The following is a 14,692-nucleotide window of genomic DNA, read 5'->3' as shown; positions in this document are numbered from 1 at the left end:
AGAACAACCGGGCGCGGCGGACGTTCCCGCCCTCTGGGGCCGCGCCCGGCCTTTGGATCAGTTGCCCGTGGCGGCGCCGTCGGTGACGATTTCCTTCATGGCCGACTGCAGATAATTCTGTGCGCCCATCAGTTGGATCAGGCTGTGCTGGTTCTCGAGGAAGTCCACATGCTCCTCGGTGTCGGCCAGGATCTTCATCAGCAGGTCGCGGCTGACATAGTCGCGGGCTTGCTCGCACTGGGTGACGGCGTCGCGCGTCGTGGCGCGGCTGTCGATCTCGAGCTGCAGGTCAGCGCCCAGGCACTCGATCGGGTCTTCGCCGACCTTCAGCTTGTGCAGGTCCTGCAGGTTGGGCAGGCCGTCCAGGAAGAGGATGCGTTTGATCAGCATGTCGGCGTGCTTCATTTCGCCGATCGATTCTTCGTAGATGACGTGACCCAGGTGAGCCAGGCCCCAGCTTTCGAACATGCGGGCGTGCAGGAAGTACTGGTTCACCGCCGTCAGTTCGTTGGTCAGCACCGCATTGAGGGTGCGGATGATCGCGGGATCGCCCTTCATGGTCGTCGTCCTTTAAAAGCAGCGGCGGAGTCGGCCTTGACGCAAGACCGAGCCTCGGAACCGCCCGTGACGACCTTCATACCACGGCTTTGCCGTCGCAGTTTATTTGCGAGTTTTTATCACTGCATTGATAATGCGAGTGAAATCCGCTTTCAAAACGGGCCTATTCCGCTGCGATGGCGAAGGCGGTCTGCTGTTCCTGGATCATCTGGCGCATCTCGCACACGCATTTGGCGCATTGGGGCGCGCACTGATGGCTGGCGAAGATGTCCTTGGGACGGTTCGCGCCCGCCTCGATGGCTAGGGCGACGTCACGCTGGCGAAGGCCGTTACAGTTGCAGACGTACAAGGCGAGGCACCCGGAACACTGAGAATGGCTCGCTATAGCATCTATTAAGGCGGGTGCAAATCATTCTCATGCGCTCTGCAACATTGACGGGGTGGGCGCCGAAGGGCAGGGCGGTGTCATGGCTCGTCAACCGCAAATTCCCGCCCGTCCGCCCTGCCGTCTGTATCTGATCACGCCGTCGGTCCTGCCGGATCTCGAGGCCTTCGCCGTCCAGTTGGAGGCCGCGCTGGCCGCCGGCGACTGCGCCGCCTTGCAGATCCGGCTGAAGGAGGCCTCGGATGACGCCATTCGCGCGGCGGTCGCGCGGCTGAAGCCCGTCTGTCAGGCGCACGGCGTCGCCCTGATCATGAATGACCGGCCCGATCTGGCTCACGCCACCGGCTGCGACGGCGTGCATGTGGGCCAGGAGGACGCCTCCCTGGCCGATGCGCGTCGCATCATGGGAGGGGACGCCATGATCGGCGTCACCTGCCACGACAGCCGCCACCTGGCGATGGAGGCGGCTGAGGGCGGCGCCGATTATGTGGCCTTCGGCGCCTTCTTCCCGACGTCGACCAAGGAGGTGGTCCATCACGCAGAACCGGACATTCTGACGATCTGGCAGGAAACGATGGAGACGCCCTGTGTCGCCATCGGCGGAGTGACGGTCGAGAACGCAGGCGGCCTGGCGGCGGCGGGCGCCGACTTCGTCGCGGTCAGCGCAGGGGTCTGGCTCTATCCGGAGGGTCCTGCAGCGGCCGTGCGCGCCTTCAATGAGGTGCTGGGCGCCGCATCCTGAAGTCCAGCATCGATTTCAGAGGATGTTTAGGAACATGGATCAAGATCAGGCCCTGAGACTCTAGTTCTGGGCCGGATTGATGAGCATGAGCCGCGCGCTCCACAGGGGTGAGGTCGCACTGGAAGCGACAGCGAAGGGAGCGATCGGGGTTGAAACCCAGGTCCCGCCCAACGCCGATTTCTTCCGTCAGCCGCTGGCGCCGATACTGACGGCTCTGGGCGTCGCGATCCTGGTGGTGCTGGCGATCAGCTTCGCCCGCGCCAACGGACTGATCGCCGCCTTGTGGGGCGCAGGCGGGCTGGCGATGGCCGCCTGGCTGCGCAGCGGTCGCGGCCTGCAGTATGATCTGGGCTTCGGCGTCCTGGTCGCTGCGGGGGTTTTCGCCGGCGAAATCCTGGCCGGAAACAAACTCTGGCTGTCCACTCTGTTCACGCTGAGCAATGTGCTGGAGATCGTGTTGGCCGTCGTGCTGACGCGTCGGCTGGTGACGGGCCTGCATGTCGACAGCGTTCAGGGATTGACGCGGTTTCTGACCATCTGCGCCATCGCTCCCTTGCCGTCTGCGCTGCTTGCTTGTGCGGCGGTGGCGAACCTGGCCGAACAGGACTTCCTCGACGCCTTCCGCATTTGGTGGAGCGGCCACGCACTGGGCTTCGCCGTGATCGGCGTTGTCGGGCTGAGCCTGCGCAAGGCGCACCTGCAACTGTTGAAACAACCGGCGCGGCTGGCCGAAGGTCTCGGCCTGGGCCTTCTGCTCGGCAGCGCATGTTATGCGATTTTTTCCCATCTCAGCTTGCCGTTCGGCTTCCTGCTTTTGCCCTTGATCCTGATTGCGGCGGTGCGGTTCCGCGTGATCGGGGCCGCCTGGGCTCTATTGGTGGTGTCGGTGGTCGCGATCGGCGGCACGATGGCCGGGCACGGTCCCTATCACCAGTTCGGAGCCGAGGATCGCGCCTTGCTGGCGCAACTTCTGGTGCTGCTGGGCTATATGCCGATCCTCGTCGTCGCGGCCTTGCTGGAAGAGCGCGATCAACTGATGCAGCGCGCCAAGGAAGGCCGGTTGCGCGCCGAACGGGCCTCGGCCGCCAAGTCTCGGCTGCTGGCCAATGTGGCTCATGAGATCAAGAGCCCCATTGGCGGCGTCATCGGCATCGGCGAACTGTGGGCGGGCGGCCATGTGGGCCAGGTGACGGACAGCCAAGTTGAGATGGCGCAGATGCTGGTCAAGACGGCGCGTCAGATCGAGGCGCTGACGCATGATCTGCTGGACGTGGCGCGCGCCGAAGCCGGGGCGGTCAAGGTCGACCTGCGTCCGACGGAGGTCAGCGGCGTGCTGGAGGATGTGCGCCGGTCCATGGCGCTGCTGCCCGAAGCGGAAGGTCTGCGGATCGAGGTGGCGGCGGACGGCGACGCCCTGGTGGCGATGGCTGATTCTCAGCGACTGACGCAGGTGGTCGGCAACCTGGCCAGTAACGCTATGAAATACGGCGCGTCGGGGGGAGTGGTCATCCTGCGCGCGGCATGGAGCGGCGACCGCATCCGCATCGAGGTGATCGACCGGGGGCCGGGGCTGTCGGAAGACAAACAGGCTCAGCTTTTCGAACCTTTCAACCGCCTGGGCCTGGACCGTTCCAGCATCGAGGGGCACGGCGTCGGCCTGACGCTGGCCAAGCGGCTGGTCGAACTGCAGGGCGGTGATATCGGCGTGCATTCCGTGGTTGGGGAAGGCGCCACCTTCTGGGTGGAGATGCCCGGCGTCTGAGACAGGTCCGCTGATATGGCCGCTTGACCCGGCGCGGCCCGCGCCGCCAATGTCGGGTCATGAAAGCTGCTATCGTCGCCCTGTCGCTTCTCGCCCCGCTGGCGGTCGTTGCGACCCCCGCCGCCGCCCAGCAGGACCCGGACGAGCGTGCTCGCATCGAAGAACTGACCCGCCGCCTGAACGGCGCCCCGCCCGCCCCGCAATCGACGGCGCCGTCACGCCCCGCCCCGGCGCCTGCGCCCCAGGCCGCTGCATCCCAGCCTCTGGCTGGGCCCGTCGCACGCCAGGACCCGGAGGAACGCGCCCGGATCGAAGAACTGACCCGTCGTCTGAACGGCGCTCCGCCGAGGGCTGAGCCGGGCCCTGTCGCGCCGCCGCGCCCGACCCCGACGCCCGCGCCCCGGCCCGTAGAGCCAAGCCCGCGTCCGTCCACGTCTGCGCCTGCCCCGGTCGCAGTCCAGCCCCAATCTCAGCGCCAGTCTCAACCTCGCCCGGCGCAACCCGCCCAGGAGGCGCCGGTCCGACGGTCAACGACGACTCAGGCGCCTGCGGCGACAGCCGCTCCGGCGACGCCGAGACCCGCACCGTCTGCGCCCGCGCCGCAAGGTCTGAGCGCCGCAGAGCGGGCGTCTCTTTCGTTCCGCATCGACCTGCCGCCAGGCTTCGAACTGGTCGAAGGCCGCTCGGGCCCCGGCGCTCACGTCTATTCGGCGCGCAAGGCGGGCAAGACCTATCTGATGATCTACGCTGGGCCTTCGTCCCAGTTTCCGATCTATGACGGGGAGCAGGTGACGGTCGGCGGTCGCATCTCGGTGGTGACGACCGAGGGGCCGCGGCGCATCGCCATGGAGCACCTGTTCCAGCGCTCGGGCGAACCCGCCGAAATCCACGTCTGGTTGATGGCCCAGGACGGCGCCGACCGAGACGAGGCCGAGCGCATCGCCCAGACCGTGGACCCGAGGTAGGCTAGTTCTCGGACCAGACGGCCAGTTCGTTGCCGGACGGGTCGCGGAAGTGGAAACGACGTCCGCCGGGGAAGGCGAAGATGGCGTGGGTGACGGCGCCGCCCGCCGCCTCGACCCTGGCCTGCATGGCTTCCAGATCATGGGCGTACAGGATGGGCAGCGGCTTGGGCGTCATGGCGTCGGGCGTGAAGCCGCCGTCCAACCCTTCGCTGAACGCCGCATAGGCGGGGCCGTAGTCTTGGAAGCTCCACCCGAACGCCTGGGCGTAGAAGGCCTTGTGCGCCGCCAGGTCCGTGGCGGGCAGTTCGAGATAATCCAGCTTGCCGTCTTCGCGCATGGCGAGTCTCCGAGAGAAGTAGAGAAGGACGCTTGCACGACGGCCGACTCTGCGCAAACCTGCAAATGGTTCGCAAATGCAGGAGTCGGCCCATGATTGTCCTGAGCGCCGGATGCGCTTCTCTGGCTTCGCTGATGCAGCGGGACGCTGATGGAAGGCGCGGGGATGGAAGGCGCGGCCCGGAATCGAAACGGGCGCCGATCGAATCCGACCGACGCCCGCGTCTGATCTCAATGAACGGCCCGGATCAGCGCGCCGTCTGGGTCTCGCCCGCACGCCACACGCGATAGCGCAGCTCGACATCCGACGGCGTGTAGACCACGACCGGCAGACGCGAGTTATAGCGGATCAGCGGCTGTTCCTGCGTCGTCACGAAAGCCTGACGTTCCGAGCCGGGAGGGCACCCCATCAGGGTGCTGGCCGCGTTCCCCAGGGCGGGCAGGACATAGTAGTCATAGCCCCAGCCCTCGGCCGTGCGGGTTTCCAACTGTCCGCCGAAGAACTGGCGGTTGCAGTCGACCGTCTGGGTCTTGCCCAGGATCAGTTCGACCTTCAACACGTCCTCGTCCGACTGGGCCGGCAGGTTGATGACGTGGCGCGTCTGGCCCGGCGTCGCGGCCGGGAAGGCCTTGAGGTCAGCCGAACCGGCCTGACCGGCGACCGTGTTGTCCTGGGGCATCATGCCTTCAGCCTGTGCGGTGGCGCAGGCGGAGAGGCTGAGGGCGGCTACGCCGGCGGCGAGCAGGGCAGGGAGTTTCAAGGGGGAGGTCTCCACAGTTAGCTTGACCGCCGACAACGTCGCAGGATCAGGCGAGTTCCACCGCCATGGCCACGGCCTCGCCGCCGCCGATGCACAGGGAGGCCACCCCCTTCTTGCCGCCGCGCGCCTGAAGCGCCGCCAGCAGGGTGGACAGGATGCGCGCGCCCGACGCGCCGATGGGGTGGCCCAGAGCCGTGGCGCCGCCGTTGACGTTCAGCTTGGCGCGGTCGATGCCCAACTCCTGTTGGGCGATCATGGCGACGACGGCGAAGGCCTCGTTGATCTCCCACAGGTCCACGTCCTCGACCGACCAGCCCGCCTTCTTCAGGGCCTTCTGCATGGCCGGGACGGGCGCAGTGGTGAACAGGCCCGGCTCATGCGCGTGGGCGGCGTGGCTGACCACGCGGGCGACGATGGGCAAGCCCAGAGCCTTGGCCGTGCTTTCGCGCGTCATGACCATGGCGGCCGCGCCGTCGGAGATGGAGCTGGAGTTGGCGGCGGTGATCGCGCCGTCCTTGACGAAGGCGGGCTTCAGCGTCGGGATCTTGGCCGGATCGGCTTTGCCCGGCTGCTCGTCCTCGCTGACCGTCACCGGGCCCTTGCGGGTTGCGACCTCGACCGGGACGATCTCGGCCTTGAAGGCGCCGGAGGCGATGGCGTTCTTGGCGCGGGTCAGGCTCTCGATGGCGTATTCGTCCATCGCCTCGCGGGTGAACTGATACTGGGCCGCCGCATCCTCGGCGAAGACGCCCATGGCCTTGCCGGGGGAATAGGCGTCCTCCAGCCCGTCCATCATCATGCTGTCGACGATGACGTCGTGGCCGATGCGGGCGCCGCCGCGGTGCTTGTTCATCAGGTAGGGGGCGCCCGTCATCGACTCCATGCCGCCGGCGACGATGACATCGGCCGTCCCCGCGAGCAGGGCGTCGTGCGCCATCATGGCCGATTGCAGGCCCGAGCCGCACATCTTGTTCACCGTCGTCGCCTCGACGTGTTTGCCGAGCCCGGCGCCGATGGCGGCCTGACGCGCAGGGGCCTGGCCCAGACCGGCGGGCAGGACGCAGCCCATGAAGATCTGCTCGACCTTCTCAGGCGCGACGCCTGCACGCTCGACAGCGGCCTTGACCGCGACGGCGCCCAGATCAGTGGCCTTCACCGGCGACAGCGCGCCCTGGAAGCCGCCCATCGGCGTGCGGGCGAAGGAGCAGATGACGACGGGGTCAGAAGCGGCGGTCATGGCGGACGTTTCCGTAAGTTGAATCGTTTCGAGGGGGATTAGGGGAGGCGAAGGCCCGCTGGCAAGCGGCGCCTCACCGCAGCTTGTGGCGCTTCACAATAGCTTGCGGCGCTGGCGGGCCAGGGCCAGCGGGCGGCCGTCGGCGCCCCAGGCGATCGCTTCATCTACCGACCAGCCCAGGCCGTGGTCCAGCAGGCGATACTCGAAGAAGGCCCAGCCGTCGGGCGCGGTTTCGGGCGTCGGATCGGCCAGGAAGTCGCAGCGCAGGTCCACCGTCGTCATCATCGGCGGCGCCTTGAAGGCCGTCCAGGCGGGCGGGTACAGGGCGTCCAACAGGTAGCACATCCGCAGTTCGTCCAGCGGCGCGCCGTCCTTCACCCGCATCCAGACCCGTTCGACGACAGGCCTGCCCTCATTACCGCCCAGGATGTTGGGGCCGCCGTCGAAGCGATAGTCGACGTGCTGAGAGAAGCGCGGCGCCATCGGGCCGCTGATGCCCGGCGCGTCCTTCAGGCTGTCCAGCGAGGGCGGCGACGCCAGCAGCGGCGTCAGCGGCGTGGGCGTCGCGCCGTCCGCGCCGTAGGTGGCGCTGGCGTGGTGGGTCAGCTTCGAACCTTGGCCGCCCTCGACCACGGCATAGGCGACGTTGCGGCCGCCCCTCAGCATCCGGGGCCGAAACTGCAACGACTGGCCGTAGCGGGCAGCCGCCAGATACTGGACCGTCAGGCTGCGCAGCGGCGCCTCGATCCCCAGGCTCTGACGCATGGCCCCGGCGCACAGGGCCGCCAGCAGGCCGCCGAAGGGGAAGCCCGCTTCGGGCGGGGCGCTGATCGGGCCGTTGGAGAATTCGCCGGAAAGATGGGCCGCCAGAACGCCGTCATCTTCGGGCGTCAGGCGGAAGGCGGCGCGGATCAGGTCGGGATCGGTCATGGCTCTCATCGAAAAGCGGAGGCGGAACCTGCGACGGCGCCGCCTCCGAGTCGAGGGAAGGATATGGCCGGGGGCGGCCATGTCCGTTGCCAATAGAAACTGACTGACTGCGTCGCGATTGGCAACCCTTGTCAAAAGCCTGACGGAGCGTCACTTTCAGTTGTATGGGACGCACCGCCGACTATTCGCGCCAGAGCTGCTCGGTCGCCGCCACCCTCGAGGTGATCGGCGACCCGTGGACCATGCTGGTCATCCGCGACGCCTTCAACGGCGTCCGCCGCTTCGAGCAGTGGCAGGAGCGGCTGGGCGTGGCGCGCAATGTGCTGGCCGCGCGGCTGAAGTCGCTGGTGCATCATGGGGTTCTGGAGCCACGCCCCTATTCCGAACGCCCGCCGCGCAACGAATATGTGCTGACGGCCAAGGGCAAGGACCTGTACGGCGTCCTCGTCACCCTGCACGCCTGGGGCGAGAAGCACGTCTATGGCGACGAGGCGTCGGGCATCGTCCTGCGCCACAAGACCTGCGGCCATGACCTGAAGCCGCGTATCGCCTGCGGCTGCTGCAATGAGATGGTTCGCCCGCGCGAGGTGGAGGTGGTCTTCACCGAGAACCGCCCGACCGTCGGCGAGGTCATGCCGACCAAGGACGAAGCGGCCTGAGAGGCCACGCTGGCGGAGGCTGGCGGAATGGCCGATCAGCCTGTCTTGTGCTGCGAGACGTCGTCCGAGCCGCCCATCCCCATCCCCATGCCCATGCCGCCCCCTCCGCCGCCGGAGCCGCCGCCCTTGGCGTCGTCGCGGCCGCTCTTGCTTCCTGACGGGCGGGCCGGACCTTGCGGCGGAATGTCGAGGCCGCGCGGGACGGGGGTGAGGTCCAGAGCCTTGGGGATGAAGTCTCGCAGGGAGACGACCAGGGCGTGGGTGCGCACCGGTCGCCCGGCGACGAGGTCGCGCGCGGCCTGTTCGGCCAGGCGCACCTGGTCTTCCGTCCCTAGAAGGATGATGTCGGACAGGGCCGATTCAACCGCATCGCGGATGCGGCGGGCGCGGTCCGAGCGTTCGTGAGCGGCGGCGTCGTCGTCGCCAGCGCCGCCGCGCCGGATGTCGCGCATGTGGCGAGGATCGACGCTCAGATCGCCGGTGAAGGATCCGCCCAGCACTTTATAGGCGGCGATCAGGGTGCGCAGGCGCTCGTTGATCTGGCGATTCATCCGTTCGCGCCGCTGCTGGATGGCGAACATCATCATCAGCCGTATGCCCATCCCGATCAGCGTGACCAGGGCCAGGCCCAGCAAGGTGGCGAACAGGCTCTGCCATGAGCTGAAGTCGATGCCGCGCAAGGGCGTTCTCCCGTTGGAAATCCATCATGTCCGCTCAGGCGGGGCGGGAGCAAGAGCGTCTCTGTCCGACCCATGCTGCCGCTTTCTGACAGCAAGTCTGTTAAGCTTGCGGGGTGTCGCGCTCCGAACGTCTTCTTGATCTTCTCAACACCCTGCGGCGCCATCGTCGGCCGGTCAGCGGCCGCGCGCTGGCGGAGGAGACGGGCGTTTCCCTGCGCACCCTCTATCGCGATATCGCCAGCCTGCAGGCGCAGGGCGCGACGATCGAGGGCGAGCCGGGCGTGGGCTATGTGCTGAAGCCCGGCTATCTGCTGCCGCCGCTGATGTTCACACCGGAAGAGATCGAGGCCCTGGCCCTGGGCTCGCGCTGGGTGGCCGAGCGGGCGGATGCGCGATTGCGGGATGCGGCGTTGAGCGCCCAGGCGCGGATCGCGGCGGTGCTGCCGCCGGATCTGCGCGACGAGATGGAGGCCTCGGCCCTGTTCATTGGACCGGGCGCGGCGATCCCCGCCGATGCGGTCGATCCGGCCCATTTGCGCAAGGCGATCCGCATCGAGCGAAAGCTGAGGCTGAACTATCGCGACGAGGCGGGCGCGGCGTCGGAACGGGTCGTCTGGCCCTTCGCCCTGGCCTTCTTCGACCGGGTGCGGCTGCTGATCGGCTGGTGCGAGCTGCGCGGCGACTTCCGCAGCTTCCGCACCGACCGCATCGTCGAGGCCGAGGTGCTGGAGGCCCGCTATCCCACGCGAAAGGCCGTGCTGCTGAAACGCTGGCATGAGGCGTGCGAGCGGCAGGGGCCGCCGCGATGATGCTGACAGAAACTGGCGGCAGGCCCGACTAGGTTCTCCTTCTGTTCAGACAGGTGGAGGGACCATGACCATGAGCGACGACATTGTGCTGAACGTGGCCGATCCGGACGCCAGCGCGCGTTTCTACGCCGGGCTGCTGGGTCGACGACCGGTCGAGGCGGGGCCGGACCATGCCGTTTTCCTGCTGGCGCCGGGGCGGAGACTCAGCCTGTGGCGCGGTCGAGGCGGAACCCAGGCGGACCTGCGCATGGAGGCTCCCGGCGTGGTGGATGAACTGCACATCGACTGGTGGGACCGGGGCGCGCGCATCGTCCTGCCGCCGACGGACATGGACGGCGGCCACGGCTTCGTGGCGCGCGATCCGGACGGCAACTGCCTGCGGGTCTATGCGGCCCGCCAGAACCGTCACCCTCGGGCTTGTTCCGAGGGCCCATGGCGGACGTGTGCGTGACCTGAGCGGCTGTCCGTGCGGCTTGCAAATTTAAGGAGGTTAGACCGCCACGGCCTCGGTCGACTGGATGAAACCGCCGCCCAGGACCCGTTCGTCGTCGACCGGATCATAGAGGACGCAGGCCTGACCCGGCGCGACGCCCTCCTCGCCTTGATCGAACACTACCTGAACGGCGCCGTCCATGCTCCCCTCAAGCAGCGAAGCGTTAGGGGAAGGAATAAAGGCGAGGCGGGCCGGGGAGGGCTGGCGCGTCGAGCGGACGCGGGCCAGCACCGAGGCGCCGTCGCGGGCGGCTTCCTCGATCGTGGCCTGATCGCCCAGCCAGTTGGTTTCCTCCAGCGTCAGGCGCGCGGTCAGCAGGGCTTCGCGCGGGCCGACGATGACGCGGCGGGTGTCGGGGTCCAGCTTGGTCACGAACAGAGGCTCGCCCACGGCGACGTTCAGCCCCCGGCGCTGGCCGATGGTGTAGTCGGTGATGCCCGAATGGCGGCCCAGCACCCGGCCGTCCATGTGGACGATGTCGCCGGCCTCACGTCCCTGTGGCCGCAGCCGGTCGATCAGGGTGCGATAGTCGCCGGTAGGCACGAAGCAGATATCCTGGCTGTCCGGCTTGGACGCGATGCGCAGGCCCAGCGACGCGGCGACGCCTCGCACCTGGGGCTTTTCCAGATCGGCTAGAGGAAAGCGCAGATAGTCCAACTGATCCTGCGTCGTGGCGAACAGGAAGTAGGATTGGTCGCGCGAGTGATCGACCGCCTTCCTCATCTGCGAGCGGTTTCCGTGCGTGGCGCGGCGGACGTAGTGGCCGGTGGCCATCGCCTCAGCGCCCAGATCGCGGGCGACGTCCAGCAGGTCGCGGAACTTCACCGTCTGATTGCAGCGGATGCAGGGGACCGGCGTCTGGCCCTTCAGATAGGAGTCCGCGAACTGGTCGATCACCGCGTCCTTGAAGCGGTTTTCGTAGTCGAGGACATAGTGTGGAATGCCGATCAGATCGGCGGCCAGACGCGCGTCGTGAATATCCTGACCGGCGCAGCAGGCGCCCTTCTTCTTCAGCGCCTCGCCGTGGTCGTAAAGCTGAAGGGTCACGCCCACCACGTTATAGCCCGCCTTGTGCAGCAGGGCCGCGACGACGGTGGAATCCACCCCGCCGGACATGGCGGCGACCACGCGCGCGCCCTGCGGCAGGCCGACGGCCTGTCGCACGCTCTCGATCGCGGCGTCCATGTCGGCTTGCGACATGGGGGCGATGTCGGGAACGGGGCAGAGGATGTCGTCGGTCAGGGCGTCCATGGTCATCGCCGCCATTTAGGCCTTAAGGCGCGCGATTTCGAGGCCTAGCTTCAGAGAGATGGCGACTTGTCGTTCCATCCGCCTCGACCTTCACCAGAAAACGGAACCAGCGCGGGGTTGAATCTTGCGACTGGAACATCTGGGCGTGGCCGAAGGCGATGGCTTTTTCCGCCTGGCCGCATGGGGATGGCGGCCCGTTCACGATCTCGCACTGCGTGGCGAAAGCGTCCGTCTCTCCGAGGCATTCCAGCCAGACAACGGCTTCCTGCGGGATACATTGGGCGGCCGGACGAGCGGCTGCGCATCCGCCGAGAAGCAGCGCGCTCGCGAGGATTGGACCTGAGACCTTCACCGCGCTGAACTCCAGACATGAAAAAGACCGCCCCCATTCAGGAGCGGCCCATGATCGTGCGTCAAGCCGGGCAGGCCTAGTCGCGATAGCTCTGGATGCGCGTGGTGCGCAGGCCCTGCATGCCCCATTTGTCGATGGCCTTCTGCCAGGCCATGAATTCCTCGGCCGTCAGACGGTACTTTTCGAGGGCGTCCTCAAGGCTGATCAGCCCACCGCGCACGGCGGCCACGACCTCGGCCTTGCGCCGGATGACCCAGCGGTTCGTATCCGACGGCGGAAGGTCGCGCAGGGTCAGGGGCGTGCCCGTCGGCCCGACCACGTACTGTTCGCCGTTACTGTTAAGGCGTCGCTCTTGCAGCATGGGCTTTAAGCCTCTCTCACCACCACCATAGACGCGCAGGCTAGGCCCCCGCCCGCTAAGGGGCGTTTAAGCGTCGTGGTGAAGGAATGGCTAAGACGCATCCGGCCGATCCGACGCGTTCTGCGCCGGCTAAAGGAAGGATTCATCGAGTCTAACGAGACCTTGCTCATGGATTCCTGTTGGCCGATCAGCGCTTGATGTTGATCAGCTCCGCCAGCATTTCGTCGGCGGTGGTGATGATCTTGGACGAGGCCGAATAGGCGCGCTGGGTGGTGATCAGGCCGGTGAACTCGGTCGACAGGTCGACGGTCGAGGCCTCCAGCTGCTGGGCGCCCAGCAGGCCCGCGCCGCCCGTGCCGGGCGCCTTCAGGTTGAAGGTGCCGGAGTTCTGGCTGACCCTGAAGGCGTTGCCCGCAACCTCGGTCAGGCTGTCGGCGCTGGGGAAGGTGGCCAGGGCGACCTGGGCGATCTTGCGCATGACGCCATTGTCGAAGATGGCGGTTACGAAGCCGTTGTCGTCGATCTTCACCTCGGTCAGATTCCCGAAGGCGGTGCCGTTCGTATAGGTGGCCTGGACGATGGAGGTGCTGTCGTACTGCGTCAGCCCGCCCGTCGAGGCGGCCAGGTCGAAGGCGATGGTCTGGGCTTCGATGCCCAGAGCGGGATCCCAAGCGCCGTCGGCGCCCGGTGTCACCCCGTCAGACGAGCCCAGAGACAAGGTGGCTTTAGTCGGGTCGTCGAAGAGTCCGCCGCCGATGCCGCCCGGCGCGCTCCACGTCTGCATCGTGGCCACGTCCAGGCGGCCGTCTTGGGTGAAGGCGATGCGGCCCGACTTCAGCAGGCCATCGGCGTTCGTTACCGCAGGTGCGCCCGTTATGGGATCAACGGGAGCGCGGATCTCGGCGTACCACTCGTTGGCGGTCGAGCTTTTCAACAGGGAAACGGTGATGTTGCGCTGACCGCCCTTGGAGTCGGACACCGGGATGGTGATCTCGAAGTCCGGCTTCACGCCTGTCGCCGGATCATTGGCGTACATGGACATGGAGTTGGTCGTCGGATCATAGGCTGTGACGCCGGCAGGCAGCGGATTCTGGGCCGCTTCATTAACCGCTTGGCTGGACTTCAGGTTGGCGTTCAGGCTGACGCGGGTCGTGGGTTCGGCGGCGCCGCCGACCGAGCCGACGTTGATGGTGCGCAGGCGGCTCATGTCAGACGGGTCGGCGTTGACCGTGCCGTCGCTGGCGACCGGCCAGCCCTGAAGATAGAGGCCCGAGGTGTTCTGCAGATAGCCCAGGTCGTCGATCTTGAACGCCCCCGCGCGGGTGAACAGGCGCGCGTCCGACAGGGTCAGGTTTTCGGACTTTTCAGTCACGACGAAGAAGCCCTGGCCGGCGATGGCAAGGTCGGTGCCCGAGGTGGTGCGCTGAAGTTGTCCCGCCTGGCTGATGAAGTGACGGGCGGTCGCCTGCACCCCTCCGGCCGAATAGCCGACGCCCTGTGTCTGGGCGTTGACGACGGTGGAGAACTCCGTCGCCGCACGCTTGTAGCCGACCGTGTTCACATTCGCGATGTTCTGCGAGATCGTCGAAAGGGCCGCGGCGTTCGCGGTCAGGCCGGACACGCCGGCCAGCATGGCGCCGTTGATGCTCATGGCTGGGGTTCCTTACGAGAGAAGATTGAAGGGGTTGAGTTTCGAGGCCAGGGCGCTGAGCGCGCCTGCGTCCTCGTCCGGATCGGGTTTGGCGGCGGCCTTTTGTTCTTCCAGCGCGATCAGGCTGGACACCGGCATGATCGACTTGCCGATGACGACGAAGGGGGTGTTGTCGTACATCTCGACCCCGGTGACGCGGCCGCGGATCAGCACCTGGCTGTCGACATCCTTGCCGGCGCCGTCCTTGGCGACGACCTTCAGCGTATAGACGCCGCCGTCGTCCACCTGACCGCCGCCGGTGGTCTTTCCGTCCCACTTGAAGTCGTGCAGGCCATTGGTCTTGTCAGGCGCCGGGCCGCTCCAGACCACCTTGCCCGAGGCGTCCAGCACCTGAAGCGTGGCGTCGGTCGCATCGGCCGCCAGTTCGTAGCTCCAGCTAGCCTCGCCATCTTCGAAGCGGGTGGCGGACCAGACGGCGGTGGCGTCCTTGCCAATATAGGGCGCGGCTCCGGTCAGGCCGTCGCCCTGCTGGGCCTTCAGCAGACCGGTCAGCAGGTCGTTGGTCAGCAGTTGCTGCTCGACGCCCGCCATCTGGGTCAGCTGGGCGGTGAATTCGTTGGAATCGACCGGCGACAGCGGGTCCTGGTTCCTTAGCTGGGTGGTCAGCAGCGACAGGAAGGTCTGGAAGTTGGAGGCCAGCATCTGGCCTCCGGCGTTCACCCGGCCTGCGGCGTTGTTGGTGGAGACGGCGTCAACCATC

At 67.1% G+C, this 14,692-nt stretch carries 18 protein-coding genes; 7 read left to right on the top strand and 11 right to left on the bottom strand.

Annotation, left to right across the window (positions count from 1 at the left end):
• Positions 1–57: 57 nt before the first annotated feature.
• Positions 58–558: a bacterioferritin gene (gene bfr / locus H556_RS0104405; RefSeq protein ID WP_024353281.1), complete on the bottom strand. Its 501-nt coding sequence runs from the start codon at positions 556–558 to the stop codon at positions 58–60.
• 163 nt (positions 559–721) lie between these two features.
• Positions 722–907 carry a (2Fe-2S)-binding protein gene (locus tag H556_RS0104400; protein ID WP_003168909.1) on the bottom strand — a complete coding sequence of 62 codons (186 nt, stop codon included), beginning with the start codon at positions 905–907 and terminating at the stop codon, positions 722–724.
• Positions 908–1,025: 118 nt separating this feature from the next.
• Here H556_RS0104400 and thiE point away from each other — a divergent pair, with 118 nt between their 5' ends.
• From thiE to H556_RS0104385, 3 genes are all read left to right on the top strand, one after another.
• Complete coding sequence (gene thiE, locus H556_RS0104395) at positions 1,026–1,685, top strand: thiamine phosphate synthase (RefSeq protein ID WP_024353280.1); 660 nt, start codon at positions 1,026–1,028, stop codon at positions 1,683–1,685.
• 85 nt (positions 1,686–1,770) lie between these two features.
• Positions 1,771–3,447: a sensor histidine kinase gene (locus tag H556_RS0104390; RefSeq protein ID WP_233551976.1), complete on the top strand. Its 1,677-nt coding sequence runs from the start codon at positions 1,771–1,773 to the stop codon at positions 3,445–3,447.
• 59 nt (positions 3,448–3,506) lie between these two features.
• A complete protein-coding gene (locus tag H556_RS0104385; RefSeq protein ID WP_024353278.1) occupies positions 3,507–4,412 on the top strand; it encodes a hypothetical protein in 906 nt (301 codons plus the stop codon).
• A gap of 1 nt (position 4,413) precedes the next feature.
• On the opposite strand, the gene H556_RS0104380 is transcribed toward H556_RS0104385, so the two are convergent.
• The 4 genes from H556_RS0104380 to H556_RS0104365 form a co-directional block, all read right to left on the bottom strand.
• The gene (locus H556_RS0104380) at positions 4,414–4,749 is read right to left on the bottom strand and encodes a VOC family protein (RefSeq protein WP_024353277.1); all 336 of its coding nucleotides are present in this window, start codon (positions 4,747–4,749) and stop codon (positions 4,414–4,416) included.
• Between the two features lie 247 nt (positions 4,750–4,996).
• Positions 4,997–5,509, bottom strand: a complete 513-nt coding sequence (gene eco, locus H556_RS0104375) for a serine protease inhibitor ecotin (RefSeq protein WP_169469166.1) — start codon at positions 5,507–5,509, stop codon at positions 4,997–4,999.
• A gap of 46 nt (positions 5,510–5,555) precedes the next feature.
• Entirely contained in the window at positions 5,556–6,746 is a 1,191-nt protein-coding gene (locus H556_RS0104370) for a thiolase family protein (RefSeq protein WP_024353275.1), read from the bottom strand.
• Between the two features lie 93 nt (positions 6,747–6,839).
• Positions 6,840–7,676: an acyl-CoA thioesterase gene (locus H556_RS0104365; RefSeq protein ID WP_245559412.1), complete on the bottom strand. Its 837-nt coding sequence runs from the start codon at positions 7,674–7,676 to the stop codon at positions 6,840–6,842.
• 164 nt (positions 7,677–7,840) lie between these two features.
• On the opposite strand from H556_RS0104365, the gene H556_RS0104360 reads away from it, so the two are divergent.
• A complete protein-coding gene (locus H556_RS0104360) occupies positions 7,841–8,335 on the top strand; it encodes a winged helix-turn-helix transcriptional regulator (protein WP_024353273.1) in 495 nt (164 codons plus the stop codon).
• Between the two features lie 35 nt (positions 8,336–8,370).
• Here the strand turns inward: H556_RS0104360 and H556_RS0104355 are convergent, their stop codons facing one another.
• On the bottom strand, positions 8,371–9,015 hold the full coding sequence (locus H556_RS0104355; RefSeq protein ID WP_024353272.1) for a hypothetical protein: 645 nt from the start codon (positions 9,013–9,015) through the stop codon (positions 8,371–8,373).
• A gap of 113 nt (positions 9,016–9,128) precedes the next feature.
• Between H556_RS0104355 and H556_RS0104350 the strand changes: the two genes are divergently transcribed.
• Both H556_RS0104350 and H556_RS0104345 read left to right on the top strand, forming a co-directional pair.
• Entirely contained in the window at positions 9,129–9,824 is a 696-nt protein-coding gene (locus H556_RS0104350) for a helix-turn-helix transcriptional regulator (RefSeq protein WP_024353271.1), read from the top strand.
• A gap of 70 nt (positions 9,825–9,894) precedes the next feature.
• A complete protein-coding gene (locus H556_RS0104345) occupies positions 9,895–10,275 on the top strand; it encodes a VOC family protein (protein WP_233551972.1) in 381 nt (126 codons plus the stop codon).
• A gap of 39 nt (positions 10,276–10,314) precedes the next feature.
• On the opposite strand, the gene mnmA is transcribed toward H556_RS0104345, so the two are convergent.
• Entirely contained in the window at positions 10,315–11,583 is a 1,269-nt protein-coding gene (gene mnmA, locus H556_RS0104340) for a tRNA 2-thiouridine(34) synthase MnmA (protein WP_024353269.1), read from the bottom strand.
• Between the two features lie 109 nt (positions 11,584–11,692).
• On the opposite strand from mnmA, the gene H556_RS15565 reads away from it, so the two are divergent.
• Positions 11,693–11,911 carry a hypothetical protein gene (locus H556_RS15565; RefSeq protein ID WP_035302740.1) on the top strand — a complete coding sequence of 73 codons (219 nt, stop codon included), beginning with the start codon at positions 11,693–11,695 and terminating at the stop codon, positions 11,909–11,911.
• An 85-nt stretch (positions 11,912–11,996) separates the two neighbouring features.
• On the opposite strand, the gene sciP is transcribed toward H556_RS15565, so the two are convergent.
• The 3 genes from sciP to H556_RS0104325 all read right to left on the bottom strand — a co-directional run bounded on the left by sciP (position 11,997) and on the right by H556_RS0104325 (position 14,691).
• Positions 11,997–12,281, bottom strand: coding sequence for a CtrA inhibitor SciP (gene sciP, locus H556_RS0104335; RefSeq protein ID WP_024353268.1), 285 nt, complete (start codon positions 12,279–12,281; stop codon positions 11,997–11,999).
• 187 nt (positions 12,282–12,468) lie between these two features.
• Positions 12,469–13,932, bottom strand: coding sequence for a flagellar hook protein FlgE (gene flgE / locus H556_RS0104330; protein WP_024353267.1), 1,464 nt, complete (start codon positions 13,930–13,932; stop codon positions 12,469–12,471).
• A gap of 12 nt (positions 13,933–13,944) precedes the next feature.
• Complete coding sequence (locus tag H556_RS0104325) at positions 13,945–14,691, bottom strand: flagellar hook assembly protein FlgD (RefSeq protein ID WP_024353266.1); 747 nt, start codon at positions 14,689–14,691, stop codon at positions 13,945–13,947.
• Between the last annotated feature and the right edge of the window lies 1 nt (position 14,692).

This window comes from Brevundimonas naejangsanensis DSM 23858 (assembly GCF_000421705.1).
Taxonomy (GTDB): Bacteria; Pseudomonadota; Alphaproteobacteria; order Caulobacterales; family Caulobacteraceae; genus Brevundimonas; species Brevundimonas naejangsanensis.
Note: the sequence above shows the minus strand (reverse complement) of the source record. Positions and strands in the feature narration are given on the sequence as shown.